This is a genomic window from Rathayibacter sp. PhB152 (assembly GCF_003751395.1).
Lineage (GTDB): Bacteria > Actinomycetota > Actinomycetes > Actinomycetales > Microbacteriaceae > Rathayibacter > Rathayibacter festucae.
In genome coordinates, this window is sequence record NZ_RJUT01000004.1 from 411,867 (window position 1) to 437,347 (window position 25,481).

Consider the following 25,481-nt stretch of genomic DNA (forward strand, 5'->3'; position numbering starts at 1 on the left):
GCGCGGCTCAGAGACCGACCGGGCGGATGAAGTGGGCGCCGTCGCGGCGCCGTCCGGTCGCCGAGACCGTGAAGCGGACGATGTCGCTGCGGTAGCGGTCGTCCGAGGCCTCGAAGGTCCGGCCGTCGGCGTCGCGGGTGATGCGGTGCAGGCGGAGCACGGGGGAGCCGGGTGCGAGCTCGAGCAGCTGCGCGTCGGTCTCGTCCGCGGCCACGGCGTCGATCTCGTGGTCGACCTCGGCCGACTTCCAGCCGCGCGAGTCGAGGAACTCGGTGATCGAGACCGTGTCGAGGTCGACGTCGAAGAGGTTGCGGCCGGCCGGCTCGATGAAGGTCAGCCGCTCGAGCATCGTCGGCCGGTCGTCCAGCGAGCGCAGCCGGAGGACGTCGACGACGAGCTCGCCCGGCTCGATGCCGAGCAGGGCGGCCTGGTCGGCGTCCGAGCGCCGGAGCGAGACCTGCTGGGTGAGCGCCCCGGGCCGCGCGCCCATCGTCCGCGCCCAGCGGGTGAAGGGGATCGAGACGTCGACGGCCTGCTGGGCCTTGCGCTCGATGACCCGGCTCGGGCGACCGCGGGTGGTCTCGATCAGGCCCTCGCTGCGCAGCGCCGCCAGGGCGTTGCGGATCGGGCCGCGCGACGTCTTCCACTTCGCGGCGAGCTCGCCCTCGGTCGGGACCTCGTCGCCGGGGGCCAGCAGGCCGCTCGCGATCGACTGACGCAGGTCGTCGGCGATCGCCTTGTACATCACATCAGCCACGTAGGCACCTTACTGGGCGGAGGGGCGTTTCTGAGCGGAGCGCCACCGGCCCCGCCGCCGAATCGGGTACCGAATCGGGTATCGGGGGCGGCGGCCGCGCGAGATGGGTGAACACGTCGTGAACAGTGGCGAGATAGGTACATACGTAGGCGCCCGGTGCGGCAGAGTTCCAGTCGTCCCCCTCGACGCCCTCCGCCCGAAAGGCCATCATGCAGACCCGCGCCCGCCTGACCCCCTTCTCCCGATCGGCCCTCACCGCGCTGGCCGCCGCCGGCGCCCTCGCGCTCCTGGCCGGCTGCTCCGGCACCGCATCGGCCGGCTCGACCGCCGCCGGCGACGCCGAGGGCGGCTTCGCCGTCGACTCGAGCACCCTCGTCTTCGGCGTCGTCCCCGACTCCGTCGACACCGAGACCAACTACCAGCCGCTGATGGACTACATCGCGCAGGAGACCGGCAAGACCGTCGAGTACCACGAGTCGACCGACTACGCGGCGCTGATCGAGGCGGCCATCGCCGGGCAGATCGACGTCGCCAGCTTCTCCGGCTTCACCTACGTCACCGCCACGAACAACGGCGCCGAGCTCACCCCGATCTCCTCGATCGTGACCTCCGAGGGGCAGGAGCCCGGCTACTACTCCGAGGCCATCGTCCCCAACGGCAGCGACATCGCCTCGATCGCCGACATGAAGGGCAAGAAGGTCTGCTTCGTCGACCCGTCCTCCACCTCCGGCTACCTCTTCCCGAGCTACAACCTGATCGAGGCGGGCCTGGACCCCGAGACCGACATCACGCCGGTGTTCGCCGGCAAGCACGACGTGTCGGTGCAGAAGGTCGGTGAGAACGTCGAGTGCGAGGCCGGCTTCGCGGAGGACAGCGAGGTCGAGAAGTCCGACGCCGTCACCGTGATCGAGCGGACCATGGTCCCCGGCGCGCCGATCGTCGAGTCGGACGCCCTCCCGGACGACTTGAAGCAGCAGCTGAAGGACATCCTCTCCGACGTCAGCATCGACGACATCATCGCCGCGGGCGTCGAGTCGGCCGACAGCGACGGCTTCCGCAGCGTCTTCTACGAGACCAAGCCGGTCGACGACGCGTACTACGACCAGATCCGCGAGATCTGCGAGGCGACCGACGCCACGCAGTGCCAGGCCTGACCCGGCGCCCCGCCGTCGAGCGCTGAACCGACCGACCCGACCTGGAGACTCCGATGACGACTTCCTCCCCTCCCGCGGCCGACGCCGTGGTCGAGATCACCGACCTCACCAAGCGCTTCGGCGCGACGACCGCGCTCGACGCGGTGTCGCTCACCGTGCGCCGCGGGGAGATCGTCGTCCTGCTCGGGCTCTCCGGGTCGGGCAAGTCCACCCTGCTGCGCCACGTCGACGCCCTCGAGGCGCCGACGAGCGGCGCGGTCCGCGTGCTCGGCGAGGACGTGCCGGCGCTGCGGGGCGGTCGGCTGCGCACGCTCCGCGGGAAGGTGGGCTTCATCTTCCAGCAGTTCGAGCTCGTGCCGTCGCTGACGGTGCTCGAGAACGTGCTGACCGGGGCGCTCGCGGAGCTGCGCGGGCCGCGTCTGGGCCTCTGGAGCTACCCGAAGGCGAAGAAGCTGCGCGCGCTGCAGCACCTCGAGCGGGTCGGCCTGCTCGAGCGCGCCTACCAGCGCGCCGACACCCTCTCGGGCGGGCAGCAGCAGCGCGTCGCGATCGCGCGCGCCCTGATGCAGAACCCCTCGATCCTCCTGGCGGACGAGCCCGTCGCCTCCCTGGACCCCGAGTCGAGCGATCAGGTCATGGGTCTGATCCGCGAGATCGCCGCGGAGGAGGGGCTCACCGTGCTCTGCAGCCTGCACCAGGTGGACCTCGCCATCTCCTGGGCCGACCGGATCGTCGGCCTCCGGCACGGCGCGGTCGTCCTCGACACTCCCGCGGCGGGGCTGTCCAAGGCCGAGGTCATGGAGATCTACGGCCGCGTGGCCACGACGACCTCGGAGCTCGAGGCCGTGCAGAACGAGCTGCTCACACCGGAGGCCACCCGATGACGGCCGTGCTGCCGCCGCGCACCGCGCGCCGCCCGGACCCGGCCGTCGCCGCGCGCGCTCCGCGGCCGCGGCGCTCCCCGGAGCGGATCGCCGCGGTCCTGACCCTGCTCGCCCTCGCGGGGCTCGCCGTCGCCGCGCTGATCGAGGTCGACATCTCGGTGCCGCGGATGCTGCAGTCGCTCTCGAACGCCGAGCGCTTCCTCGGCCGGGTCGGCGCGATCAGCTTCCCCGAGCCGGCCGAGCTGCTCGCCCTCACCGCGCAGACCCTCGGGCTGGTGCTCACGGGCACGCTGCTCGCCGCGGTGCTGTCGGTGCCGCTGGCGTACCTCGCGGCGGCCAACACCACGCCCGGTCACGCGGCCCGGGCCGTCGCGCGCTTCCTCGGCGTGCTGGCCCGCGCGATCCCGGACGTGGTCCTCGCGATGGTCTTCGTCCTGATGTTCTCGCTCGGCTCGCTGCCCGGCATCCTCGCGATCGGCCTGCACTCCGTCGGCATGATCTCGAAGCTGTTCGCCGACGCGATCGAGCAGATCGACGAGGGACCCCGCCTGGCGATCCGCGCCGCCGGCGGCACGAGGCTGCAGGAGTTCACCTCGGGCGTGCTGCCCCAGGTGCTGCCGTCCTGGGTCGCGACGGTGCTGCACCGCAACGACATCAACCTGCGCGGCTCGGTGATCCTCGGCTACGTCGGCGTCGCGGGCCTCGGGCTCGAGATGTCCTACGCCTTCAAGTCGCTGCAGTACGGGCGGGGCATCGGCATCGCGCTGGTGATCTTCGCGCTCTGCGTGGCGATGGAGATCGTCTCGAGCTCGGTGCGCGCGGCGATGCTCGGCCGCGGCGCGTCCGGGGCCGGCGCGCCGGGCTCCGGCCCGGTCGGCGCGCTGGCGCGCCGGTTCCGCGGCGACCGGGCGACCGGCCCCGCGCGGCGTCCGGCGGCCGCAGTGCCGCGGTCGACCCCGGAGTCGGCCCTGCGCCGGCCGTGGACGCCGACGCGCCTGCGCAACGCCCTCGCCGGCGTCGTCACGGCCCTCGTGATCGTCGCGGGCGTCGTCGTCAGCGACATCACCTGGAGCGACGCGCTCACCTTCTGGGGCCGCGTCCCCGCCGTCGCGGCGCAGTTCTGGCCGCCGTCGTTCGGCAGCTACGACGCCGGCACGATGGTCGAGGCCATGCGCGAGACCATCGCCATCGCTCTCGCGGCGGCGCTGCTCACCGTCGTCGCGTCGGTGCTGATCGGCTCGCTCGCCGCCCGCAACGTCGCCCCGACCCGCGGCGCCCGCAGCGGCTTCCGGCTGCTGCTGGTCGCGGTCCGCGGCGTGCCCGAGCTGATCCTCGCCATCCTGCTGATCGTCGTCTCGGGGCTCGGCACCCAGGCCGGCACGATCGCCCTCGCGGTCGGCGGGGTCGGGCTGCTCGGCAAGCTGATCGCCGACTCGCTGGAGGAGGTCGACTCCGGACCGGAGCGCGCCCTCGTCGCGACCGGCGCCACCCGGCTGCAGGTCTACGCCGGAGCGACGCTGCCCCAGGGGGCGCGCGCGATGCTCGGCCACACCTTCTACCTGCTCGACACCAACATCCGCGCGGCGACCCTGCTGGGCATCGTCGGCGGCGGCGGGATCGGCTACTACCTGCTGAACGCCGCGCAGGGCTCGAACTACGCGACCGTGACCGCGATCGTCCTGATGATCCTGGTGACCGTGCTCGTCGTCGAGGGACTCGCGATGTGGCTGCGGAAGGTGCTCCGATGAGCGCCCGGTACGACGTCGCCGTCGTCGGCTCCGGGATCGTCGGTCTCGGCGCGGCCTACGCCGCCGTCCGCCGGGGGCTGAGTGTCGTGGTGCTCGATCGCACCGCCGCGCCGATGGGCTCGACCGTCCGCAACTTCGGCCACCTCTGCTTCACCCCGCAGGCGGGCGAGGCGCTGCGCTACGGCCTCGCGGCCCGGGAGGCGTGGCTGCGGCTCTCGCGGGACGCCGGCTTCGCGCTCGGCCGCCGCGGCACGCACATCGTCGCGCGCCACGCCGACGAGCTCGCCCTGCTGGAGTCGGCGGCCGCGCAGGCGCCGTTCGGCTTCGGCGACGGCCCCGAGATCGAGCTGCTCGACGCGCGGCAGACCGCGGCGGCGACCCCGGTCGACCCCGCGGTCGTCGTCGGGGGAGCGGTGCTGCCCTACGACCTGCAGGCGGATCCGCGCACGGCCGCGGCCGCGATCGTCCGGCACCTCGCCGAGCTCGGCGTCGAGTTCCGGATGCGCACGGCTGTGGGGCGGGTCGCCGAGGGCGTCGTGGAGACCAGCAGGGGCGCGATCCTCGCCGACACGATCGTCGTCGCGGTCAACCACGACCTCGATCAGCTCCTCCCCGAGCTCGCCGAGGCGCACGACGTCGTCCGCTGCTCCCTCGACATGCTCCGCGTGGAGCTGCCGCTGCGCGCTCCGCTGGCCGCGCCGCTGCTGACGGGCTGGTCGCTCGTGCGCTACAGCGGCTTCGCGCGGCTGCCCGAGGCCGCCGCGGTGCGGGCCCGCCTGCACGCCGAGCGGCCGGACCTCGCGGCGATCGATCTCAACCAGATGTACACGCAGCTGCCCGACGGGAGCGTCGTCGTCGGCGACTCCCACCACCGCTCGATCACGCCGGAGCCGTTCCAGTCCGAGGCGACCGCGGAGCTCCTCCTCGAGGAGACCGCCCGCCTGTTCGGGGCGGCGCCGCGGGTGCTGGAGCGCTGGCAGGGCGTCTACGCCAGCGGGCGCGACGAGTTCCTCGTCGCCGAGCCGATCCCGGGCGTCCTCGTGCGCACCGTCACCACGGGCATCGGCATGACCACCGGGCTCGGTCTCGCCGAGACCACCCTCGCGGACCGCTTCGACAGCACCGCATCCCTCCTCGTCTCCTCGGAAGGCCGCTGATGACCAGCACGATCCCCGCTCCCACTCCCCTCGGCACCGCCGGTCCCGGCCCGGCCCTCGCCGGTGTCGAGCTCGTCGTGCTCGACATGGCGGGCACCACCGTCACCGACGACGGGGTCGTCGAGCAGGCGTTCCAGCGTGCGGCCGAGCGCACCGGCGTCGCCGACCGCCTGCCGTGGGCCGAGGCGCTCGACTACGTGCGCGAGACGATGGGCCAGTCGAAGATCGACGTGTTCACGCACCTCGCCGGGGGCGACGTCGCCGCCGCGGAGCGGGCGACCGCCGCGTTCGAGGACGCCTACGCCGAGCTGATCCTCGAGGGCGCCGCCGCGCCGATCCCCGGTGCCGAGGAGCTGCTGCGCGAGCTGCGCGCCGCGGGGGTCGGCGTGGCGCTGACCACCGGCTTCGCTCCCGTCACCCGCGACGCGATCCTCGACGCGCTCGGCTGGCGCGACCTCGTCGGGATCGCCCTCTCACCGGCCGACGCCGGCCGGGGCCGCCCCGCGCCCGACCTCGTCCTGACCGCCGCTCTGCGCGCGCGGGTCAGTGCGATGAGCGCCGTCGCGGTGGTCGGCGACACGGCCAGCGACGTCCTCTCGGGACTGCGTGCGGGCGCCGGGCTCGTGGTGGGCGTGCTGAGCGGAGCGCACGACCGCGACCGACTGAGCGCGGCCGGCGCGCACGCCGTGATCGAGGATGTCACCGCGCTGCGCACGCTCTCGCTGCGATGAGGACGGCGAGCGCTCCGCCGCGCATTGATCCGGAGTCGCGGCGCGTCGAGCTGCGGCCCTCTGCCACCGCGATGGTCTGGCTGGCGCCCGACCGCCCGCACGAGGCCGTCGCGTTCGTCACGGTCCGGCTCGCGCCCGGCGACGTGCTGGTCGAGATCGAGCTGGCGACGATCTGCGGCTCGGACGTGCACACCGTGCACGGCGACCGGAGCGCTCCCGCACCGCTCGTGCTCGGGCACGAGCAGCTCGGTCGCGTCGTCGAGCTCGGCACCGGCGGGCCCCGCGCGCTCGACGGCTCGCTCCTCGCCGTGGGCGACCGCGTGCTGTGGTCGATCGCCGCGAGCTGCGGCTCCTGCGACCGCTGCGCGGGCGGGCTGCCGCAGAAGTGCCGGTCGCTGCGCAAGTACGGCCACGAGCGGATGAGCGACGCCTGGGCGCTGTCCGGCGGCTTCGCGACCCACGCGCACGTCGTCGCGGGCACGCCGATCATCCGGCTGCCCGAGGACGTGCCGGCCGCCGTCCTGGCGCCCGCGTCCTGCGGGACCGCCACCGCCTGGGCCGCGCTCGCCGCCGCCGAGGCCGTCCGTCCGCTCGCCGGGGCCGACGTGCTGATCAGCGGCGCGGGCCTGATCGGGCTCACCGCGGCGGCGATGGCGACGGACCGCGGGGCGGTCGTCACCCTCGTCGAGCCGGATCCCGCTCGCCGCGCGCTCGCCGAGCGCTTCGGCGCCCGAGCGCGGCGACCGGAGGAGGAGGGCGGCGAGTTCGACGTGGTCCTCGAGGCGTCCGGCGCGCGGGCGGCCGTCGGCTCGGCGCTCGCCCGTGCCGCGGTCGGCGGCGTGGTCGTCCTGGTCGGCAGCGTCTTCCCGACCGAGCCGGTGCCGCTGGATCCGGAGCGCGTGGTGCGCGGGCTGCTGACCGTGCGGGGCGTGCACAACTACACGCCCGAGCACCTCGCCGCGGCTTCGGCGTACCTCGTCGACCGCTGGCAGGCGTGGCCGTTCGCCGGCCTGGTCGGCGAGACGGTGGCGCTGGCGGATCTCGACGAGGGGATCCGGCGCGCCTCGAGCGGTGCGGTGCGCGTCGGCGTCGCGCCGCTCGCGCAGTACTGACGCCGCCCGCCCCCGACGCCGCCGTCCGCTGAAGCCGCCGAGTGCGCTCAGCCGGCCACCGGTGTCTCTCCGGGGACGAACCGGCAGCCCTTCATCGGGCTCCCTCCCGGGGCTGCGGGCCGGTCGGTGGCGGCGCGAGCGGGAGGGTGACGACCATGGTCAGGCCGCCGCCGGGGGTGTCCTCGGTGTCGAGGGTGCCGCCCATCCCCTCGGTGAAGCCCTTGGACAGGGCGAGGCCGAGGCCGAGGCCGGTGGTGTTGTCGGTGTCGCCGAGGCGCTGGAACGGGACGAAGACGTCGGCCCGGCGCTCGGGGGCGATGCCCGGTCCGTGGTCGGCGACCCGGATCTGGAGCGTGCCGCCGAAGCCGCTGGTCGAGATCCGCACGCGCCGGTCGGGCGGGGAGTGCCGGACGGCGTTGGCGAGCAGGTTCACCACCACGCGCTGGAGCAGCCCCGCGTCGGCGAGCGCCGGCGGCAGGTCGAGGTCGAGATCGAGGTCGAGCTCCGCCGGTCCGAGGCCGAGCTCGTCGATCGCGGGGAGGACGACGTCGGAGGGGTCGACGGGTGCGAGGGAGACGGCGAGCACTCCGGCCTGCAACCGGGTGACGTCGAGGAGGTTCGTGACGAGGTCCGCGAGGGTGCCGAGGCTCTCGTCGGCGGTGGCGAGCAGCTCCGCGCGGTCCGCGGCGCTCCAGGCGATGTCGGTGGAGCGCAGTCCGCTGATCGCGGCGGTCGCGGCGGCCAGCGGCCGGCGCAGATCGTGGCTGACGGCCGAGAGCAGGGCGCTGCGCACCCGGTCGGTCTCGGCGAGGGGGGCGAGGCCGCTCGCCGTCTCGCTGAGGTCCTCGTGCTCCAGGGCGGCGTCGAGCTGCGCGACGACGACGGAGAGCAGGCGCCGCTCGCCCGCGCCGACGGGTCGGCCGTGCAGCTCGAGGACGGCGGTGCGGCCGACGGGGACGGTCTCGTGCTCGCCGCCCGGCTCGCCATCGGCGCCGACGAGCTCGGAGCCGCGGAGCAGCCGGACGCCGGTCAGCCCGAAGGCCTCGCGGGCGCGCTCGAGGATCGCCTGCAGGGCGTCCTGGCCGCGGATGACGCCGCCGGCGATGGTGGCGAGCAGCTCTGCCTCGGCGCCGGCCCGGCGGGCGGTGCGGGCGCGGCGGGCGGCGCGGTCGACGACGGCGCTGACCAGGATCGCGTTGGCGATGTAGAGCAGGAGGGCGAGGGCGTGCAGCGGCTCGTCGACCGTGACGGTGTAGAGCGGGTCGACGAAGAAGAAGTCGAGGGTGAGGCCGGACAGCACGGCGGCGAACAGTGCCGGACCGAGGCCGCCGGCGAGGGCGACCAGGACGACGAGGACCTGGTAGGCGAGGACGTCGCTGGTGATCGACTCGTCGCTGCGGAAGGCGGCGAGCAGCCAGGTCAGCAGCGGCCCGCCGACGAGGGCGAGCAGCAGGCCGAGGACGCGCCGCTTCAGCGTCAGCGCCCCGCCGAGCCGGGGCAGCGCCGGGGAGCGGCCCGCGGAGGCGTGGGTGACGATGTGGACGTCGATCGTCCCGGACTCGCGGATGACCGTCGCGCCGATGCCGGGGCCGGTGAGCGCGGCGGCGAGGCGGCTCCTGCGGCTGACGCCGAGGACGAGCTGGGTGGCGTTGACGGAGCGGGCGAACTCGACGAGGGCGCGTGGCACGTCCTCGCCGACGATCTGGTGGTAGCTGCCGCCGAGGGTGTCGACGAGGGCGCGCTGCTCGGCCAGCACCTCCGGTCGGGCGGCGCGCAGGCCGTCCTGGCTGGTGACGTGCACGGCGAGCAGCTCGCCGCCGGAGGAGCGGGCGGCGATGCGGGCGCCGCGGCGGAGCAGGGTCTCGCCCTCGGGTCCGCCGGTGAGGGTGACGACGACGCGCTCGCGCGCCTCCCAGGTGCTGTCGATGCCGTGCTCGACGCGGTAGCCGTTCAGCGCCGAGTCGACCTCGTCGGCCAGCCAGAGCAGCGCGAGCTCGCGCAGCGCCGTGAGGTTGCCGAGCCGGAAGTAGTTGGACAGGGCGGCGTCGATCCGCTCGGACGGGTAGACGCGGCCGGCCGCGAGGCGGTCGCGGAGGGCCTGCGGGGCGAGGTCGACGACCTCGATCTGGTCGGCGCCGCGCAGGATCGCGTCGGGGATCGTCTCGCGCTGGGGGACTCCGGTGATCTGCTGGACGACGTCGTTGAGCGACTCGATGTGCTGGATGTTGACGGTGGAGACGACGTCGATCCCGGCGTCCAGGAGGGTCCGCACGTCCTGCCAGCGCTTCTCGTGGGCCGAGCCGGGCGCGTTGGTGTGCGCGAGCTCGTCGACGAGGGCGATCCCGGGGCGCCGGGCGAGGACGGCGTCGAGGTCCAGCTCGTCGAGCCGCACGCCGCGGTGCTCGAGGGTGGTCCGCGGGACGACCTCGAGCCCGGTGACCATCGCGGCGGTCGCGGCGCGGCCGTGGGTCTCGACGAAGGCGACGACGACGTCGCGGCCCTCGCTGCGCAGCCGCCGGCCCTCCTCGAGCATCTCGTAGGTCTTGCCGACGCCCGGTGCGGCGCCCAGCAGCACCCGGAGCCGCCCCGTCCTCATCGCCGCCTCAGCTCGCCTGCGCCGCGAGGGCGAGGTTGAGCTCGAGGACGTTCACGGTCTCGTCGCCGAGGAATCCGAGGTCGCGCCCCTGGGTGTGCTCGGCGACGAGGGCGCGGACGTCCTCCTCGGTGAGCCCGCGGGCGGCGGCGACGCGGGCCACCTGGATCGCGGCGTAGGCCGGGCTGATCTGCGGGTCCAGACCCGAGGCGGAGGCGGTGAGGGCGTCGGCGGGGACGGCGGTCGGGTCGACGCCGTCGAACGCGGCGATCGCGGCGCGGCGCTCCTGGATCGCGGCGATCAGGTCCTCGTTCTCGGGGCCGAGGTTGGAGCCGCTGGAGGCGCTCGCGTCGTAGCCGTCGCCCGCGGCGGAGGGCCGGGACTGGAACCACTCGGGCAGCGGGTTCCCGTCGGCGTCGGTGAAGGACTGGCCGATGAGGCTGGAGCCGACGGTCTCGCCGTTCTCGGTGAGCAGGGAGCCGTTCGCCTGGCGGGCGAAGGCGAGCTGGCCGAGGCCGGTGATCGCGAGGGGGTAGAGGACGCCGAGGGCGACGGTGAGCACGAGGAGGGCGCGGAGGGCGACTCCGTACTGCCGGAGCCCGGTGCGGGGGGTGGTCATGGGGTGGTCTGCTTCCTGGTGAGTCGTGGTGAGGAGTGCTGAGAGTGCTGAGAGTGCTGGGAGTGCTGCGAGTGCCGAGGACTGCGGGGTCCGGCTAGAAGCCCGGGAGGAGGGAGACGACGAGGTCGATCAGCTTGATGCCGACGAACGGCGCGATCACCCCGCCGAGCCCGTAGACGAGGAGGTTGCGGCTGAGGACCTTCGAGGCGCTGAGCGCGCGGTAGGCCACGCCGCGGAGGGCCAGGGGGATCAGGGCGATGATGACCAGCGCGTTGAAGACGATCGCCGAGAGGATCGCCGAGGACGGCGAGTGCAGCTGCATCACGTTCAGCACGGCGAGGCCCGGGAAGACCCCGGTGAACATCGCGGGGATGATCGCGAAGTACTTCGCGATGTCGTTGGCGATCGAGAAGGTGGTCAGCGCTCCGCGGGTGATCAGCAGCTGCTTGCCGATCCGGACGATGTCGATGAGCTTGGTCGGGTCGGAGTCGAGGTCGACCATGTTGCCGGCCTCCTTCGCCGCCGACGTGCCGGTGTTCATCGCGACCCCGACGTCGGCCTGCGCGAGCGCCGGGGCGTCGTTGGTGCCGTCGCCGGTCATCGCGACGAGGTTGCCGCCCTCCTGCTCGCGGCGGATGTACTCGAGCTTCTGCTCGGGGGTGGCCTCGGCGAGGTAGTCGTCGACGCCGGCCTCCGCGGCGATCGCCTTCGCGGTGAGTGGGTTGTCGCCGGTGATCATCACCGTGCGGATGCCCATCGCGCGCAGGTCGGCGAAGCGCTCCTTGAGCCCCTCCTTGACGACGTCCTTGAGGTGGACGACGCCGAGGATCCGGCCGGTGCCGCTCGCGTCCTTGACGGCGACGACCAGCGGGGTGCCGCCGCTCTCCGAGACGCGGTGCACCTGCGCCTCGAGCTCCGCGGCGGCGGCGAGGGGGCCGCCGTCCGCGAGCCAGGCGGTGACGGCCGAGCCGGCGCCCTTGCGGATCATCGCGCCGTCGGGGAGGTCGAGGCCGCTCATCCGGGTCTGCGCGGTGAAGGGCACGATCTCGGCGGAGAGGACCTCGCTCGCCAGCGCCTCCTCGCGGATCCCGCGGGCGGCGGCGAGGTCGACGATCGACTTCCCCTCGGGTGTCGGGTCGCTGAGGGAGGAGGACGCGGCGGCGCGGATCAGCTCGTCCTCGCCGGTCCCGCCGACGGGGACGAAATCGGTAGCGCGGCGGTTGCCGTAGGTGATGGTGCCGGTCTTGTCGAGCAGCAGCGTGGTGACGTCGCCGGCGGCCTCGACGGCGCGGCCGGACATCGCGAGCACGTTGCGCTGCACGAGCCGGTCCATCCCGGCGATGCCGATCGCGGAGAGCAGGGCGCCGATGGTGGTCGGGATGAGGCAGACCAGCAGGGCGACGAGCACCGGGACGCTGACGGGGGCGGCGGCGTAGGAGGCGATCGGGTTGAGCGTGAGGGTGACGACGAGGAAGACGATCGAGAGGCTCGCGAGGAGGATGTTCAGCGCGATCTCGTTCGGCGTCTTCTGGCGCGAGGCGCCCTCGACCAGGCCGATCATCCGGTCGACGAAGGTCTCGCCGGGCTTCGAGGTGATCCGCACCACGATGCGGTCGGAGAGCACCCGGGTGCCGCCGGTGACGGCGCTGCGGTCGCCGCCGGACTCGCGGACCACGGGGGCCGACTCGCCGGTGATCGCGGACTCGTCGACCGAGGCGATGCCCCAGACGATGTCGCCGTCGCCGGGGACCAGGTCGCCCGCCTCGACGATCACGTGGTCGCCGAGCTGTAGGTCCGCCGAGGAGACCTCGCGCACCTGGCCGTGGGCCGCGGCGCCGTCGCCGGCGCGGTACTCCAGCAGGCGGCGGGCCATGGTGCTGGTGCGGGTGTGCCGGAGGCTGTCGGCCTGCGCCTTGCCGCGGCCCTCGGCGACCGACTCGGCGAGGTTGGCGAAGACGACGGTCGCCCAGAGCCAGAGCGCGATGCCCCAGGTGAAGGAGCCGGGGACCGGGGAGCCGCCGGACTCCTGCGCGCCGCCGAGGAACGGCTCGGCGATCGCGAGGACCGTGGTCAGCGCGGCGCCGACCTCGACCAGGAACATCACCGGGTTCCGGACCATCAGGCGCGGGTCGAGCTTGCGGAGCGCGCCGGGCACGGCGGCGAGGATCTGCTCGGGGCTGAACGCGGAGGCGCCGCGCCGCGGGGTCTTCTCGGGGGAGGGGGAGGCGGCGGGTCGGTCGAGAGTGGCGGTCATGACTGCAGTCCTTCTGCGAGGGGTCCGAGTGCGAGCACGGGGAAGTAGGTGAGGGCGGTCACGATGGCGGTGACGCCCACGAGGAGGCCGACGAACTGCGGCCGGTGGGTGGGGAGCGTGCCCGCGGTCGCCGGTGCGGCGCCCTGCCGGGCCAGCGAGCCGGCGAGGGCGAGCACCATCACGATCGGCAGGAACCGGCCGAGCAGCATCGCGACTCCGAGAGCGGCGTTGAACCACGGCGTGTTCGCGGTGAGCCCGGCGAACGCCGAGCCGTTGTTGTTGGCCGCGGAGGTGAAGGCGTAGAGCACCTCGGAGAGGCCGTGCAGGCCGGGGTTCCCGATCGACGTGCTCTCGACGTCGGCCCGCACCGCGGGGATCGCGAAGCTGAGCGCGGTGCCCGCGAGCACCAGGGTCGGCGTGATCAGGATGTAGATGCTGGCGAGCTTGATCTCCAGCGGGCCGAGCTTCTTCCCCAGGTACTCCGGCGTCCGGCCGACGAGCAGTCCGCCGATGAAGACCGCGAGGACCGCGAGCACGAGCATCCCGTAGAGGCCGGAGCCGACGCCGCCGGGGGCGACCTCGCCGAGCATCATGTTCAGCATCGGCAGCATCCCGCCGAGGGCGGTGTAGGAGTCGTGCATCGAGTTGACGGTGCCGGTGGAGGTGAGGGTGCTGGTCGCGCCGAAGAGCGTCGAGCCGGCGATCCCGAACCGGGTCTCCTTGCCCTCCATCGCGCCGCCGGCGGCCTGCGGGGCGCCGCCGCTCCCGCCGAGCTCCAGGAGCGTGAGCGCGGTGAGGGAGACGAGGAAGATCGTGGCCATCGCCGCGAGGATCGCGGAGCCCTGCTTCGCGTCGCCGACCATCCGCCCGAAGGTGCGGGGGAGCGAGAACGGGATCGCGAGCATGAGGACCACCTGCAGCAGGCTGGTCCAGGCGGTGGGGTTCTCGAACGGGTGCGCCGAGTTGGCGTTGAAGAAGCCGCCGCCGTTGGTGCCGAGCATCTTGATCGCCTCCTGCGAGGCGACCGGGCCGCCCGGGATGCTCTGCGTGGCGCCGGTGACCGTGGTGACCTCGGCGAATCCGGTGACGTTCTGGATCACGCCGCCGGCCAGGAGCAGGACCGCGCTCAGCACGGCCAGGGGCAGGAGCAGCCGAAGGAGGCCGCGGGTGAGGTCGACCCAGAAGTTGCCGATCGTGCCGCTGCCGCGCCGGGCGAAGCCGCGGACGAGCGCGATGGCGACGGCGATGCCGACCGCGGCCGAGACGAAGTTCTGCACGGCGAGGCCGATCAGCTGAACGGAGTAGCCCATCGTCACGTCGGGGGAGTACGACTGCCAGTTCGTGTTGGTCACGAACGAGATCGCCGTGTTGAAGGACAGCCCCTCCGGGATCGCCGGGAAGCCGAGCGAGTACGGCAGCACGGCCTGCGCCCGCTGGATCGCGTAGAGCAGCAGCACGCTGACGAGCGAGAACGCGAGCACGCCGCGCAGGTAGGCCTGCCAGCTCTGCTCGGCGCGGGCGTCCACGCCGATGAGCCGGTAGAAGCCGCGCTCGACGGCGAGGTCCTTCGGCGAGGAGTAGAGGTGCGCCATGTAGTCGCCCAGCGGGCGGTGCACCAGCACGAGGATCAGGGCGGCGGAGGCGACCTGCAGGATCGCGAGGACGGCGGCCATCAGAAGCGCTCCGGCTTCACGAGGGCCACGACGAGGTAGCCGATCGCGGCGATCGCGAGGACCGCGGCGAGGGTGTCGAGGACGATCACGGCCGGTCCCCTCCCCTCCGCGCGTCGCGGGGGTCGGCGACGCCGGCCCGGGGGCTCAGCTTCTCGACACCCTTGGCGAGGACGCCGAGGAGGGTGAAGACGGCGAGGACGCCGATCACGGAGACGAGGTCGAGCACGGGAGGACTCCATCCGGAGGCGGATCGTGACCGCGGATCCGCGGGCACGTGCCAGAGCTGGCACGAGCACTCACTAGACACCTCCGCGGCCCGCCGCTCGGCGGTGCTCACGGTTCCCATACGGGTTACCGGCGGAACCTCACGGGTTCCCTACGACCGCGGCCCGGGCGCCTGCCGTCGGGAGCCCCGGACGCCGCGTCACTCCGGGACGGCGGCGGCCCTCCTCGCCTTCCGCTCGCGACGGCCGCTTCGGGCGACGCTGACCACCAGCGCGATCGAGAGGCCGATCAGGATGTACTCGACGAGCGCGGTGAACGCGTCGCCGCTGACCTCGGGGGCGGCCGACTGGTCGTCGCCGCCCTGCTGCAGGAAGCGGGCGAAGTCGCCGAGGCCGTGCAGCAGGATCGGCACCCACAGCGTCCCCGTCGCGCGCAGGGCGCCGTAGAAGATCGCGCCATCCATGGCGAGGAAGGCCACGGCGACCGCGGTCGCGGGCAGAGGGACGCCGTTGAGGAGGTAGCCGGCGACGTGCCCGAGGCCGAACGCGACCGAGGTGATCAGCAGCGCGGCCAGCTCGCCGTGGTGCCCGCGGACGGCGACCCGGAAGAGACCGCGGAAGTAGAGCTCCTCGCCGAAGCCGATCAGCAGGCAGCCGACCAGGTAGACCAGCACCATCGGCAGCGCCCGCTCCGCCCACGGCACGGCGAGCAGGAGCTGCACGGTCTGGACGGCGAGCACGACGGGGATCGCGAGCAGCCACCAGCGCCGCCGCTCGGTGAACGGCGACGGCGCCGTCCACGCCTCCCGCAGCCAGCCCGCGCGCCGCGCGAACAGCAGCCCGATCACGATCAGGACGCCGACGGGCAGCCAGGTCCCGATCACGAAGTCGAGAGTGTCGTCGGCGCCGGCGAGCGGATCGAGCAGGGTGCCGACGCCGGCCGCGATCAGCACGTAGAGGACGGCGGCCGCGATCCCGACCGGGATCGTGCGCGGGACCGGGCGCTGATCGGTGCTCGCGGTCATGCGAGTGCTCCCTCCGAGACGGCGCTCCGGGTCCGACGGCGCTCGCCGAGGACGAGGACGAGCAGCAGGACCAGCCCCGTCGCGATGACGAGGAAGGTGCTGAGGGCGGGCAGGAGACCGGCGATCGTGCCGGCCGGGTGCGCGCCGTAGAGGAAGAGCGTGGGATCGGTGGAGGCGTGCAGCAGGATCGGCCCGAGCAGCGTGCCGGTCACCCGGAGCGCCAGGTACATCACGATGCCGAAGCCGAAGGTGTAGGCGACCTGGAGTGCGGTGACGGCGACGCCCTGGTCGCTGGTGAAGACGTTGCCGATGTGCAGGGCCGCGAAGATCCCGGCCGAGACCAGCGCGACGCGGATCTCGCCGTGGCCGCGCTTGCGCATCAGGTTCACGACGAAGCCGCGGGTGAGCGTCTCCTCGGCGAAGCCGACGAACAGGCCGGTCAGCAGCCAGGAGGCGATGAGCGCGCCGCCCGCGCCGGCGTAGTCGAGATCGAGCAGGGCGGACACGTTGATCGCGAGGACGACGGCGATGCCGATCCACATCCAGCCGCGACCGCGGATCCGCTGCGGGGCGAACAGCTCGCGCAGCCAGCCGAGGGAGAGCGCGAAGAGCACCAGCAGCACGCACGCGAGCAGGATCGGCAGCCCGATCGAGAAGAAGACATCGGTCGCCGATCCCTCCTCGCCGCGGAGGGGACTGCCGGTGTCGCCGACCACGAAGCCGAGGAGGTAGCCGATCAGCTCGTAGAGGCCGTAGTAGACGGCCGCCAGCAGCAGCGCCCGCCAGCCCCCGCCGCGCTCCCAGAACCGCCGCCACGCCGATGCCGTCCGCTGATCGTCCACGAGTACCCCCCTCGAGCCGGCCCGGTGCGGAGCCGACGGCCCCAGGCTAGCGGCGGGGGAGGCGCCGGCGTTGGTCGTGATCCCCCTCGGGGGTCAGGCGGGGGCCCGTCGCCCGGGAGCGCTCTCAGCCCGTCCGCTCCCGCCGCAGGAGACGGCTCAGCTCGTCGTCGATCGTGGCCAGCGGAAAGCAGCGGGCGATGGCCGCCGCCATCTCGACGGCTCGGGCGCGGTAGGCGGGGTCGCGCAGGACGGCGCCGATCGCCGTGCGGAGCGCCTCGGCGGAGGGCCGCCCGGTCCGCAGGTCGACGCCGACGCCGAAGTGCGCGACGCGGGCGGCGACCTCGGGCTTGTCCTCGGCGGCGCCGGCGACGACCAGCGGGACGCCGTGACGGAGAGCGAGCAGGGTGCCGCCGAAGCCGCCGTTGGTGACCATCACGGAGGTCAGCGGCAGCAGCTGCTCGTAGGGCAGGAACTCCGCGGCGCGGGCGTTCGCCGGCAGCGGGCCGAGCGAGGCGAGCGGCGCGCGGCCGGTGCTGACGACGACGAGCACGTCCTCGTGCGCGAGCGCCTCGAGGGTGGGGCGGACGACCTTCCCGAAGTCGTGGTTGTCGAGGGTGCCCTGGGTGACGTGCACCACCGGGCGGCCGTCGTGGAGGTCGGCCCACCAGTCGGGCAGGGCGGCCGGAGAGGGGGCGCTCGGAATCGGTCCGGCGAAGACCACGTTCGGGCTGAGGTCGGAGCGGGGGTACTCGAACTCCGCCGGGCCCAGCTGCACGAAGCGGTCGAACGCCGCGGTGAAGTCCAGGACGAAGGTGCGGAGCGGCACGCCTGCCGCCTCCTGCACCAGCCGCTCCGCGAGCCGCTGGGTCTTCGCGAAGAGCAGGCGGGCCACGAGCAGGTTCAGCGCGCGGTTCCGCAGCCGCCCGAGCGTCGTCGCGGAAGGCGGGAGCGCCGTGTTGAACGGGGCGACGTCGCGGCTGACCTGCACGAGCGGGCCGATGCCGACGCCGAGGATCGGCGGGCGCGAGGCCGGGTCCGCCTCGAGCAGCGGCAGGATCCCGGCGAAGAAGGAGTCGGTCACGACGGCGTCGATCCGCTCCCGGTCGAGGATCGCCCGGACGGCGCGATGCTGCTCGGCGAGGGTCACCACGAAGGTCTGCTCGACCTGGTACCGCGAGAGCGCGAGGCCGCGGTGCCGGTGCAGGTCGGGTAGGAAGCCCGCCTCGTCGCGCTCGTCGAAGTCGGCTCGCCCGGTGAGGGCCTCGTGGTGCAGGCCGGCGTCGTGCACGCGCTCCTCGAAGGCGGAGCCGGTCAGCACGATGACGTGGTACCCCCGCTCGGCCAGATGCCTGCCTAGGGCGAGCAGCGGTGCGAGGTGGCCGTAGAGGGGAGTGCTGCAGAGCAGGATGGTGGCCACGACGGCTCCTCGGTCAGGTCGGTTCGGGGTGGTGCTCGGGGTCTTCGGGGTGGTGCTCGGTGCTCTCGGCGCGTGGCGGGAGGAGCAGGCGGGTGAGCGCATCGCCGAGGAACCGCTCGAGCTGCTCGGCGCTCCAGCCGCGGTCGAGGGCGAGCAGGTTCCAGAGCTGCGGGCTGGCGAGGGCGTAGAGGATGTCGCCCGCCTGCTCCGGGGTCATGTCGTCGCGCAGCGGAGCGCGCACGAGCCGGGCGAACGCCTGCTGGTCGGCGAGTCGGCCGGCGCTCTGCCGGGCGAGATCCTCGGCGAGGGCGGGGTCGTCCTGCGCGGCGGCGGCCATCACGTTCCAGAGCGGCGCGGCCCGCTGCGCCAGGGCGACGGAGTGGTGCGCGAGCTGCCGCAGCTGCCGCTCGGGATCGGACTCCACCGCGACCGCCGCGACCCAGTCCTGGTCGGTGACGCCCGCCTCGGAGTCCGCCCCGGTCGTCATCGCCGCCGTGAGCGCGCGGAGCACGTCGGCCTTGCCGCCGATCGCGAGGTAGATGGTCTGCACGGAGGTCCCGGCCGCGCGGGCCAGCTGCGAGATCGTCGTCCCCGCGTAGCCCTGGCTGAGGAACAGGCCCGCGGCGGCGTCGAGGATCCGCGCCCGGGTCTGCGCGCGATCGGTGTCCCCGCGCTCGCGCCGCCGCCGGGCGTCGTAGGGCCGGGAGGCCGCCTTCTGCTCGTCGCCGCCACTCATCCCGACGAGCTTACGGAGGCGGGTGCCCGGGCGCGCCCGGTGGAGGCCGTCATCTGCGGGACCGTCGGCGGTGACGGAGGAAGACGACCCCGGTGACGATCTGCGCGACCGTGGACAGGAGCAGCAGGGCGGTCAGCGCGTCGAGATCCTGGGCGCTCCGCGTCGAGACGCCGAGGACGATCGAGAGGATCGCCAGCACGAGGAGAGCCCAGCGGGCGGCTCCGGTCGCGACGCCCCGGCGGGCGATGACGATGCCGCCGATCAGCAGCGCCGCGGACTGCACGACTCCGGCCGCGAGCTGGAAGTCGCCGAGCGCCGCGTAGTCGACCTGCGAGGGCAGTGCGTAGGCGGCGGCGAGATAGCTGAGCTGATTCGCGAGGAACGCCGCCCCGAAGACGAGGAGAGCCGCCTTGCCCACGACGGACCCCGCCACGGCGCCGTCGCCACCGCGGCGGCCGAACGCGAGCGGGAGCATCGCCGCCGCGTGCGCCGCCGTCGAGACCAGGAGGAGGGCGGTGATGGCGGGCAGCAGCGCGGCGGTGCCCTCACGGGCCTGCCGCCACTCCAGGACGGTCGCGAGCAGCAGGAGGGTGCCGCCCAGCGTGATGCCGGCGCCGGCGGCTCTGCTCCAGAACGGGCGCGAGGTCGCGGTGCGGACGGCGGTGGCTGTGATCACGGGGCATCCAAGGGGAGTCGGGAGGCGGGAGCGGGGGGAGGCAGACCGCTCGGGGTGGCCCCGCCTCGCCCCGCAATTCTCACTATAACGACACTCCAGTCAAATGTGCGGATCTTCGTGGTCAGGGTGCGTCGGTGCCGCTCGCCGGTCCCTCCGTGGCCGCCGCCCGGTCGTCGACGACGCCGAGCTTCGCGACCGCGCTCGCGAACCCGCGTCGATCCCGGGTGGCGAGCACTCCGACGAGCGCCGCCAGGACGAGCAGCGTCGCGCCGGTGCCGGAACCGGGCAGCGGGGAGGCGAGCGCGGCCGCCCATCCGCCGGATCCCAGCGCCCAGCGGACCAGCCGCTGCCACAGCGCCGGCGGCGTCGAGGGCGTCAGGCGGACGACGGCCTCGCCGATCGTGCGCCCGGTGCGCAGCACGAGCACGAGCTGGAGCACCGGCGCTGCGAACGCGAGGACGCCCAGCACCAGCGGGCTGAGCCCCGCCGGCACGCCCGGCTCGAGGAGCGCGAGGCCGAGCGCGGTCACCGACGCCAGCGCTCCCGACACCAGGGTCAGCACGAGGGCGTCGCAGAGCATCCCGAACAGCCGGCGCCGCAGGGTGACCGGCCGCGGCTGCCCGGCGTCGCGCTCGCCGCGCCGCCCGGTGAGCAGGACGAGCACGGGAGCGAGCACCGTGCCGAGCAGGGCGCCGGCGGTGTTCGCGAGCAGATCGTCGACGTCGAAGAGGCGGTAGGCGCAGGGGAAGAGGAACCAGTCGCCCGTGAGCTGGGTGAACTCGATCAGCAGCGACACCGCCAGCCCGGCGAGACCGCCCGCGACGACGCCCGACGCGAGCCGGCCCCGCAGGACCACCTGGCGCACGAGCATCCCGAGCGGCACGAAGAGGATCACGTTGAAGACCACCTGCGCCGACGCCCGGTTCGTCACGATCGAGAGCGGTCCGCTCAGCCCGCCCTCCTTCGCGATGTCGGCGAGGAAGGTGAAGGGCCGCAGCTGCGGCGACGACGGGGTGCGGCACAGCGCCTCCACCGTGCTCGCGTCCGGCAGCGGCAGCAGCGTGTAGGTGACGAGCGCCAGCGCGTACACGACGGTGAGGAAGGCGAGGACCGCCGGCCCGAGCCCCAACTCGCCGCGCCGCCGGTACTGCAGCGCCGCCCACGGCACCAGGCCGACGACCGCGAGCACGAATCCCCCGAGCAGGGCGACGGCGGCAGGCCAGACGGAGTCCGTGACTCGACCCTAGACAGGGGGCTTCGGGGGGTGAGCCTGCTGCGGGCGGGGCGACCGCAGGCGAGCCGGCGACGGCGTTGCCGACGGGGCGGCTGCGGACGGCGAATCGCAGCAGACGACACCCCGGCGTCGCCTGCGCGACCGGATCGAAGGGGACCCGCGCACCGTCGACGTCGACAAGTCCCGCACCGCCTTCGGAGGGCCGCTGATCGACACGGCCCTTCTTCAGGAGTGACCGATCGTCACGCGCAGTCTCGCCATCACGGCGGTGGCCGAGGCCCCGGAGCGCGCTGACCGAGCAATTGCGGCCAGATCTCCGACGCAAGCGCCGGATCGCGGTTACCGCTACCGCTGCGCTGAGGATCGATGCGCTGGCCGTTCGGTACGGGGTTCCTTCTCGTGCGTCATCAGGCGGAACGCTCGACCGTGCCTCCCGAGCACGGCGGCCTCCTCAGGCGGCTGTTTCACAGGACTCGTCCGTCGCCCACGGACGTGGTGCCTTCAACGATGGTGAAGTCCGCTCCGGCGCTGAGGGAGCTGTAGTCGATGTCGTACAGAAGTTGAAGGGTCACTTCGCTCGTCTCGCCGGGTTCGACTTCCGCAGCCTCGCTGCTGCGCACGATCACGCCGAGACGCGTTCCGTCGCCGCCGACGACGACCGCATGAGGTCGATACCGTCCGTCGAGACCGATGGGCGCCTGCCGGCCGCCGTCGCTGGTCGGACGCAGACGGATCCTCGCGCGGACCGTTCTCGCGTCTGATCGCGGTCGTGTCACTGGCTCATCCCTTCGCCTGCTTTGCGATGTCCTCCGAAGCCGCGCTCCGTCTCGGCGTCGACGAGTGCGCGATGGGCTACCTCTCCAGGGAGACGGACCCGAAGGACGGGTAATCGGGGCCCTCGTAGTTCATGGCGGTGAGGGTTCTGATCGCCGGCATGGCGTGTGCTCCCGGTATTGCGATCTCCTGGTCCGGCTGTTCCGGGTCCAGGGGACCGATGTCGAAGGAGTAGCCGGCAGTGTCGACCCAGGCGCCCGAGCTGTCCTGCTCGAGCGCGCCCTCCTTGAGCTCCAGCCTCAGATCAGAGGCGTCACCCGTCGAGAATCCGGTGACGGTCGCCCAGGTCGAACCGTCCGCGTGGCGCTCGATCAGGACCGATCCTGTCGTCTCGGTCTGCTGACTGACGAACTCGCCCCTCAGGGGGAGCTGCTGCTCGAATGCACTGAGCTGAGGGTCTTCCGACGCGGCCGGACCCGGCGAGCCTGCCGAATCCGCGCCCGACGATTCGACAGCAACTGTCGACGATTCGTCGCCGGCGGTCTCGTCCGCGGTGCAGCCGGACAGCACGAGTACGCCGGCTAGAGCCGTGATCGAGAGCGTGATTCCGATTCTGCTGATCCCCATGGCCCGATCCTGGCATGAGGGCGCCCGCGCGACGAGCCGACGTGAGGTGGTGTCCCGCAGAGGAATGTTCTGGCGGGCGCTGACGGCCCCTGGTCGCGGACGAGGACGAGGGACCCGCCTCCGCCGAGAGCGAGGACGCTCACGAGGAGGCCGACCGTCGCAGGGAAGTCGTAGTGACGAATCGTCTGCGGGCCGACGTCATCACCGTCGGCGTCGTAGGTGCAGTCCACCCCCAGGGGCAGGAGCGTCGGATCACCGGTGATGCGGACGGACTCGTCGGACGGATCGCCCACCTCGGGAAACGGCCCTCGCGAGCACTGCACGCTCATCAGATCCCTCCCGGCGAAGGTCCATCCGAGGGTGATCGAGGCGAGACCGAGCGGGACCGACAGGAGCACGAGCGCCCAGCCGGGCAGTCGTCTCCTCAGTGGCCGCATGCCCACAGGCTATGGGCGGCGGGCGTCCCGTAGCGGGATCGTTCAGCGCCGCACTCCCGGTGACGTCGGCCGGGGTGCCGTCGCGTCGGTCGACCGGACTTGCCGAGCGGTCGGACATCACTCACCCGGCGTGAAGACCATCTCTCCCCAGGAGTTGCGGAAGGTCAGGTCTGCTCCTGAGTGCGCTGCGGCTGGTCGTGAGGGTGGCGGCCACGTCCTACTCTCGGAGGACTCGTGGTCGCGACAGAAGGGCATCGCCATGCGGATTCTCATCGTCGGAGCGGGCGCGACCGGTGGTGCGTTCGGGAGCCGCCTGCAGGAAGCCGGCCGCGACGTCACCTACCTGGTGCGTGCAGGCAGGGCCGAGTCGCTTCGGAGAGACGGACTCCGCTTCTTCTCGCCTTCGGAGGACCGCACCCTCGACGTGACGACACTGGTCGTGGGGGAGGCGGCGTCCGCCTTCGATCTGGTGCTCGTGACGGTCAAGGCGTCGGCGCTGAACGACGCCGTAGCCGATGTTCGCGCCTGGGTCACCGAGAAGACGCTCGTGCTGCCGATCCTCAACGGCATGGCGCACATCGACCTGCTGGAGACCGAGTTCCCCGGGCGAGTGCTCGGCGGCTCGGCCAAGATCGTCGCGACTCTCGACGGCGGCGCGGTCCGCCAGATGACCGGGCTCTCGGTGCTCACGATCGGCTCGCTGACGGACGCACCGGTGCCGGCTCACGTGGTCGAAGCGCTCGACGTCCCCGACATCGACCTGCGGGTGTCGGATGACGTGCTCTCGGCGCTGTGGGAGAAGTGGGTCTTCATCGCCGCAGCGGGCGTGGCCACCTGCCTCTTCCGAAGCGCGATCGGCCCGGCCCTCGAGGCGGGGGCCCTCCCGTGGATCCTCGACGCGATCGAGGAGGCGGAGACCGTCGCCGACGCGGCCGGCCTGCCGGTGTCCGCCGCGGCGCACGAGCAGTCCCTCGCGATCCTCACCGAGGAGGGGTCCGCCTTCACGACCTCGCTCTACCGCGATCTCGTCGCCGGCCTGCCCACCGAGGCCGAGCACCTGCTCGGCGACCTCGCTCGCCGAGCGCGGGAGCTGAGCGTCCCGACGCCGCTCCTCGACCTCACCCTCGTGCAGATCCGAGCAGGAGCTCCGACTCAGGCACCCGCCATCGCTGCTGAAGCGTCCCGTGACGTTCGAGCGGGGTCGTGATCAGCCGTACCGGCGTCAGTCCTGTCCGCGGCTGACGGGGAGTTCGCCGCCACGGCGTTGGAGAACTCCGTCCTGAAGACAGGACCTGCCATCGTCCGGACGAGGAGCGGGGGCGAGAAAGAGCATGCGCGAGTGTTTCCGGTGTCCGCCGGAGAGGGCACTCCCCGAGAGCGGGTGGGTCATTCGTCGTCGCCGGGCGCGGGTGCCTGGTCGGTGCCGGTGCTCGAGGTGGAGTCGGACCAGACGGCTTGCGCGCCGGAGTCGCCGATGCGGACGACGTCGATGGTCGCTCCGACGGAGATGGCGATCGCTGCGACGGCGAGCACGATCCCGACGAGGGGGCGGCGGGTGGCGGGTCGGTCCTCGGTTCGTCGCGTGCGGCGGAACCAGAGCCACTGCACCAGGGCGACGAGGAACAGGCCGGCGGCCCAGGGGAGCAGGTGGTCGCCGAGTTCGGTGTGCTGCTCGAGGATCGCGGACGGCTCCGTCCGGCGTTCGAGGGCTTCGCCGGCCTGCGTGGTGAGCGGGACGGCGATCAGCGCGGCGAGGGCGATGATCGGGGTGAGGATCCCGAACTTGCGGCGGGCGGCGGGCCAGACGCTGCCGAGGATGAGCATCAGTGCGGCGAGGGGGAGCAGGACCACGACGGCGTGCACGAGGAGCGGATGGAGGGGGAGGCCGTTGATCTGCCAGTCGTTCATCGGGGCGCCTTCGGTCGAGGAGTGGTGTCCTCGTGACGCTAACCCGCTGGATCCGGTGCGCCGTTCCGACAGAGGGGTTCGTGTGAGCCCTCGAACGATCGCTCGCTCGTCCTCGGAGCCGACTCCCCGCTTCACCGCCGAGATGCGAGGTGCCGACCGGGCGGAGTCAGTGCGTGTGCTCGCTCGCCGGTGCGATCAGGCGGCGGAGCCGGTCGGTCACGAGAAGGGCGCCGGTGGCGTCGACGGTGAGGACGTCGACGTCGAAGCGGTCGGTGACGGTGTCGAGCGTCGGAGTGCCGCCGGCGAGGATCGCGGTCGCGAGGACGTCGGCGGTGACGATGTCCTCGGCGATCACGGACACCTGCACGAAGGGGACGTCGCCGGGCTCCACAGGTCGGCGCCAGACGTGCTCTCCGCGTTCGGCGATCCCGGAGGTGGCGACTGCGCGGCGTCCGTCGCCGAGCGGGACGACGCAGAGCAGCGCCCGCCGGTCGCCGGGATCCACGATGCCGACCCTCCAGCTGCCGGAGGGCGAGGTGAGGACGTCGCCACCCACGTCGAGGAGCCATTCGCCGTCTCCGAGCAGCCGGGCCGCGTGCGCCATGGTGGTCGCCTTGACGGTTCCGGCGAGGTCGACGACCCCGTCGGGCCGGTGCGGGGTGAAGGCGCCGTCCGTCCCGGTGCGCCACTGGAGCGATTCGGTGTACGCGGTCCGCATCTGCTCGGACGCGGCGGTCAGCGCGAGCTCACCGCGGGCGATCCGGGACGCCTCCGACTCCGGCCGGTACAGGCTGAAGCGGGCGTCGGCGTCGGCGAAGACGGCCTCGACGTCGCCCACCGGGGTGTCGTCGGCGGCGCGGAGGCTGACCACGGTGCCCATCGTCGTGAACGTGTGCACG

24 protein-coding genes are annotated in these 25,481 nt (G+C 73.2%); 7 read left to right on the forward strand and 17 right to left on the reverse strand.

Annotated elements, in window-relative coordinates; all coding sequences use genetic code 11:
• Window positions 1-7: 7 nt before the first annotated feature.
• Entirely contained in the window at window positions 8-757 is a 750-nt protein-coding gene (locus EDF36_RS11855) for a GntR family transcriptional regulator (protein ID WP_243582754.1), read from the reverse strand.
• Window positions 758-966: 209 nt separating this feature from the next.
• Between EDF36_RS11855 and EDF36_RS11860 the strand changes: the two genes are divergently transcribed.
• The 6 genes from EDF36_RS11860 to EDF36_RS11885 are packed head-to-tail and all read left to right on the forward strand — an operon-like array spanning window position 967 to window position 7,543.
• Window positions 967-1,911, forward strand: coding sequence for a phosphate/phosphite/phosphonate ABC transporter substrate-binding protein (locus EDF36_RS11860; protein WP_123733146.1), 945 nt, complete (start codon window positions 967-969; stop codon window positions 1,909-1,911).
• A gap of 53 nt (window positions 1,912-1,964) precedes the next feature.
• On the forward strand, window positions 1,965-2,795 hold the full coding sequence (phnC, locus tag EDF36_RS11865; RefSeq protein ID WP_123733147.1) for a phosphonate ABC transporter ATP-binding protein: 831 nt from the start codon (window positions 1,965-1,967) through the stop codon (window positions 2,793-2,795).
• A complete protein-coding gene (locus EDF36_RS11870) occupies window positions 2,792-4,543 on the forward strand; it encodes an ABC transporter permease (RefSeq protein ID WP_123733148.1) in 1,752 nt (583 codons plus the stop codon). Before phnC ends, EDF36_RS11870 begins: the two co-directional genes overlap by 4 nt.
• Entirely contained in the window at window positions 4,540-5,700 is a 1,161-nt protein-coding gene (locus tag EDF36_RS11875; protein ID WP_123733149.1) for a TIGR03364 family FAD-dependent oxidoreductase, read from the forward strand. Before EDF36_RS11870 ends, EDF36_RS11875 begins: the two co-directional genes overlap by 4 nt.
• A complete protein-coding gene (locus tag EDF36_RS11880; RefSeq protein ID WP_123733150.1) occupies window positions 5,700-6,431 on the forward strand; it encodes an HAD-IA family hydrolase in 732 nt (243 codons plus the stop codon). Before EDF36_RS11875 ends, EDF36_RS11880 begins: the two co-directional genes overlap by 1 nt.
• Window positions 6,428-7,543 (forward strand): zinc-binding dehydrogenase, encoded by a 1,116-nt coding sequence (locus tag EDF36_RS11885; protein ID WP_123733151.1) that lies wholly within the window; start codon window positions 6,428-6,430, stop codon window positions 7,541-7,543. The genes EDF36_RS11880 and EDF36_RS11885 overlap by 4 nt, the downstream gene beginning before the upstream one ends.
• Window positions 7,544-7,634: 91 nt before the next feature.
• Here EDF36_RS11885 and EDF36_RS11890 read toward each other — a convergent pair whose 3' ends face one another.
• The 14 genes from EDF36_RS11890 to EDF36_RS11945 form a co-directional block, all read right to left on the reverse strand.
• A complete protein-coding gene (locus EDF36_RS11890) occupies window positions 7,635-10,139 on the reverse strand; it encodes an ATP-binding protein (RefSeq protein ID WP_123733152.1) in 2,505 nt (834 codons plus the stop codon).
• Window positions 10,140-10,146: 7 nt separating this feature from the next.
• A complete protein-coding gene (gene kdpC / locus EDF36_RS11895; protein ID WP_123733153.1) occupies window positions 10,147-10,755 on the reverse strand; it encodes a potassium-transporting ATPase subunit KdpC in 609 nt (202 codons plus the stop codon).
• 94 nt (window positions 10,756-10,849) lie between these two features.
• On the reverse strand, window positions 10,850-13,009 hold the full coding sequence (gene kdpB, locus EDF36_RS11900) for a potassium-transporting ATPase subunit KdpB (protein ID WP_123733154.1): 2,160 nt from the start codon (window positions 13,007-13,009) through the stop codon (window positions 10,850-10,852).
• Window positions 13,006-14,682 carry a potassium-transporting ATPase subunit KdpA gene (gene kdpA, locus EDF36_RS11905; RefSeq protein WP_123733155.1) on the reverse strand — a complete coding sequence of 559 codons (1,677 nt, stop codon included), beginning with the start codon at window positions 14,680-14,682 and terminating at the stop codon, window positions 13,006-13,008. The genes kdpB and kdpA overlap by 4 nt, the downstream gene beginning before the upstream one ends.
• A complete protein-coding gene (locus EDF36_RS11910) occupies window positions 14,682-14,771 on the reverse strand; it encodes a potassium-transporting ATPase subunit F (RefSeq protein ID WP_123446358.1) in 90 nt (29 codons plus the stop codon). Before EDF36_RS11910 ends, kdpA begins: the two co-directional genes overlap by 1 nt.
• Window positions 14,768-14,908, reverse strand: a complete 141-nt coding sequence (locus EDF36_RS21285; protein ID WP_185020451.1) for a hypothetical protein — start codon at window positions 14,906-14,908, stop codon at window positions 14,768-14,770. Before EDF36_RS21285 ends, EDF36_RS11910 begins: the two co-directional genes overlap by 4 nt.
• Window positions 14,909-15,106: 198 nt before the next feature.
• Entirely contained in the window at window positions 15,107-15,931 is an 825-nt protein-coding gene (locus tag EDF36_RS11915; RefSeq protein WP_123704142.1) for a CPBP family intramembrane glutamic endopeptidase, read from the reverse strand.
• Window positions 15,928-16,773 carry a CPBP family intramembrane glutamic endopeptidase gene (locus tag EDF36_RS11920; protein ID WP_123733156.1) on the reverse strand — a complete coding sequence of 282 codons (846 nt, stop codon included), beginning with the start codon at window positions 16,771-16,773 and terminating at the stop codon, window positions 15,928-15,930. Before EDF36_RS11920 ends, EDF36_RS11915 begins: the two co-directional genes overlap by 4 nt.
• A gap of 124 nt (window positions 16,774-16,897) precedes the next feature.
• Window positions 16,898-18,190 carry a glycosyltransferase gene (locus EDF36_RS11925; RefSeq protein WP_185020452.1) on the reverse strand — a complete coding sequence of 431 codons (1,293 nt, stop codon included), beginning with the start codon at window positions 18,188-18,190 and terminating at the stop codon, window positions 16,898-16,900.
• Between the two features lie 13 nt (window positions 18,191-18,203).
• Entirely contained in the window at window positions 18,204-18,926 is a 723-nt protein-coding gene (locus EDF36_RS11930; RefSeq protein ID WP_123733158.1) for a TetR/AcrR family transcriptional regulator, read from the reverse strand.
• A 49-nt stretch (window positions 18,927-18,975) separates the two neighbouring features.
• Window positions 18,976-19,602: a hypothetical protein gene (locus tag EDF36_RS11935; RefSeq protein WP_123733159.1), complete on the reverse strand. Its 627-nt coding sequence runs from the start codon at window positions 19,600-19,602 to the stop codon at window positions 18,976-18,978.
• Between the two features lie 121 nt (window positions 19,603-19,723).
• The gene (locus EDF36_RS11940; protein ID WP_123733160.1) at window positions 19,724-20,791 is read right to left on the reverse strand and encodes a VanZ family protein; all 1,068 of its coding nucleotides are present in this window, start codon (window positions 20,789-20,791) and stop codon (window positions 19,724-19,726) included.
• A 509-nt stretch (window positions 20,792-21,300) separates the two neighbouring features.
• Window positions 21,301-21,612, reverse strand: a complete 312-nt coding sequence (locus EDF36_RS20920; protein ID WP_148060026.1) for a hypothetical protein — start codon at window positions 21,610-21,612, stop codon at window positions 21,301-21,303.
• A 76-nt stretch (window positions 21,613-21,688) separates the two neighbouring features.
• Complete coding sequence (locus EDF36_RS11945; RefSeq protein WP_123733161.1) at window positions 21,689-22,237, reverse strand: hypothetical protein; 549 nt, start codon at window positions 22,235-22,237, stop codon at window positions 21,689-21,691.
• Between the two features lie 696 nt (window positions 22,238-22,933).
• On the opposite strand from EDF36_RS11945, the gene EDF36_RS11950 reads away from it, so the two are divergent.
• Window positions 22,934-23,881 (forward strand): 2-dehydropantoate 2-reductase, encoded by a 948-nt coding sequence (locus EDF36_RS11950; protein ID WP_123733162.1) that lies wholly within the window; start codon window positions 22,934-22,936, stop codon window positions 23,879-23,881.
• A 179-nt stretch (window positions 23,882-24,060) separates the two neighbouring features.
• Here the strand turns inward: EDF36_RS11950 and EDF36_RS11955 are convergent, their stop codons facing one another.
• Together EDF36_RS11955 and EDF36_RS11960 are read right to left on the reverse strand one after the other, a co-directional pair.
• Window positions 24,061-24,582, reverse strand: a complete 522-nt coding sequence (locus EDF36_RS11955; protein WP_123733163.1) for a DUF2231 domain-containing protein — start codon at window positions 24,580-24,582, stop codon at window positions 24,061-24,063.
• A 166-nt stretch (window positions 24,583-24,748) separates the two neighbouring features.
• On the reverse strand, window positions 24,749-25,480 hold the full coding sequence (locus EDF36_RS11960; RefSeq protein ID WP_260300689.1) for an FAD:protein FMN transferase: 732 nt from the start codon (window positions 25,478-25,480) through the stop codon (window positions 24,749-24,751).
• Window position 25,481 lies beyond the last annotated feature (1 nt).

What these genes read in the sequence shown, in the direction of transcription:
- EDF36_RS11860 (WP_123733146.1), top strand. Translation starts at nt 967, where the DNA reads ATGCAGACCCGCGCCCGCCTGACCCCCTTCTCCCGATCGGCCCTCACC.
- phnC (WP_123733147.1), top strand. Translation starts at nt 1,965, where the DNA reads ATGACGACTTCCTCCCCTCCCGCGGCCGACGCCGTGGTCGAGATCACC.
- EDF36_RS11870 (WP_123733148.1), top strand. Translation starts at nt 2,792, where the DNA reads ATGACGGCCGTGCTGCCGCCGCGCACCGCGCGCCGCCCGGACCCGGCC.
- EDF36_RS11875 (WP_123733149.1), top strand. Translation starts at nt 4,540, where the DNA reads ATGAGCGCCCGGTACGACGTCGCCGTCGTCGGCTCCGGGATCGTCGGT.
- EDF36_RS11880 (WP_123733150.1), top strand. Translation starts at nt 5,700, where the DNA reads ATGACCAGCACGATCCCCGCTCCCACTCCCCTCGGCACCGCCGGTCCC.
- EDF36_RS11885 (WP_123733151.1), top strand. Translation starts at nt 6,428, where the DNA reads ATGAGGACGGCGAGCGCTCCGCCGCGCATTGATCCGGAGTCGCGGCGC.
- EDF36_RS11890 (WP_123733152.1), bottom strand. Translation starts at nt 10,139, where the DNA reads ATGAGGACGGGGCGGCTCCGGGTGCTGCTGGGCGCCGCACCGGGCGTC.
- kdpC (WP_123733153.1), bottom strand. Translation starts at nt 10,755, where the DNA reads ATGACCACCCCCCGCACCGGGCTCCGGCAGTACGGAGTCGCCCTCCGC.
- kdpB (WP_123733154.1), bottom strand. Translation starts at nt 13,009, where the DNA reads ATGACCGCCACTCTCGACCGACCCGCCGCCTCCCCCTCCCCCGAGAAG.
- kdpA (WP_123733155.1), bottom strand. Translation starts at nt 14,682, where the DNA reads ATGGCCGCCGTCCTCGCGATCCTGCAGGTCGCCTCCGCCGCCCTGATC.
- EDF36_RS11915 (WP_123704142.1), bottom strand. Translation starts at nt 15,931, where the DNA reads ATGACCGCGAGCACCGATCAGCGCCCGGTCCCGCGCACGATCCCGGTC.
- EDF36_RS11930 (WP_123733158.1), bottom strand. Translation starts at nt 18,926, where the DNA reads ATGAGTGGCGGCGACGAGCAGAAGGCGGCCTCCCGGCCCTACGACGCC.
- EDF36_RS11945 (WP_123733161.1), bottom strand. Translation starts at nt 22,237, where the DNA reads ATGGGGATCAGCAGAATCGGAATCACGCTCTCGATCACGGCTCTAGCC.
- EDF36_RS11950 (WP_123733162.1), top strand. Translation starts at nt 22,934, where the DNA reads ATGCGGATTCTCATCGTCGGAGCGGGCGCGACCGGTGGTGCGTTCGGG.
- EDF36_RS11955 (WP_123733163.1), bottom strand. Translation starts at nt 24,582, where the DNA reads ATGAACGACTGGCAGATCAACGGCCTCCCCCTCCATCCGCTCCTCGTG.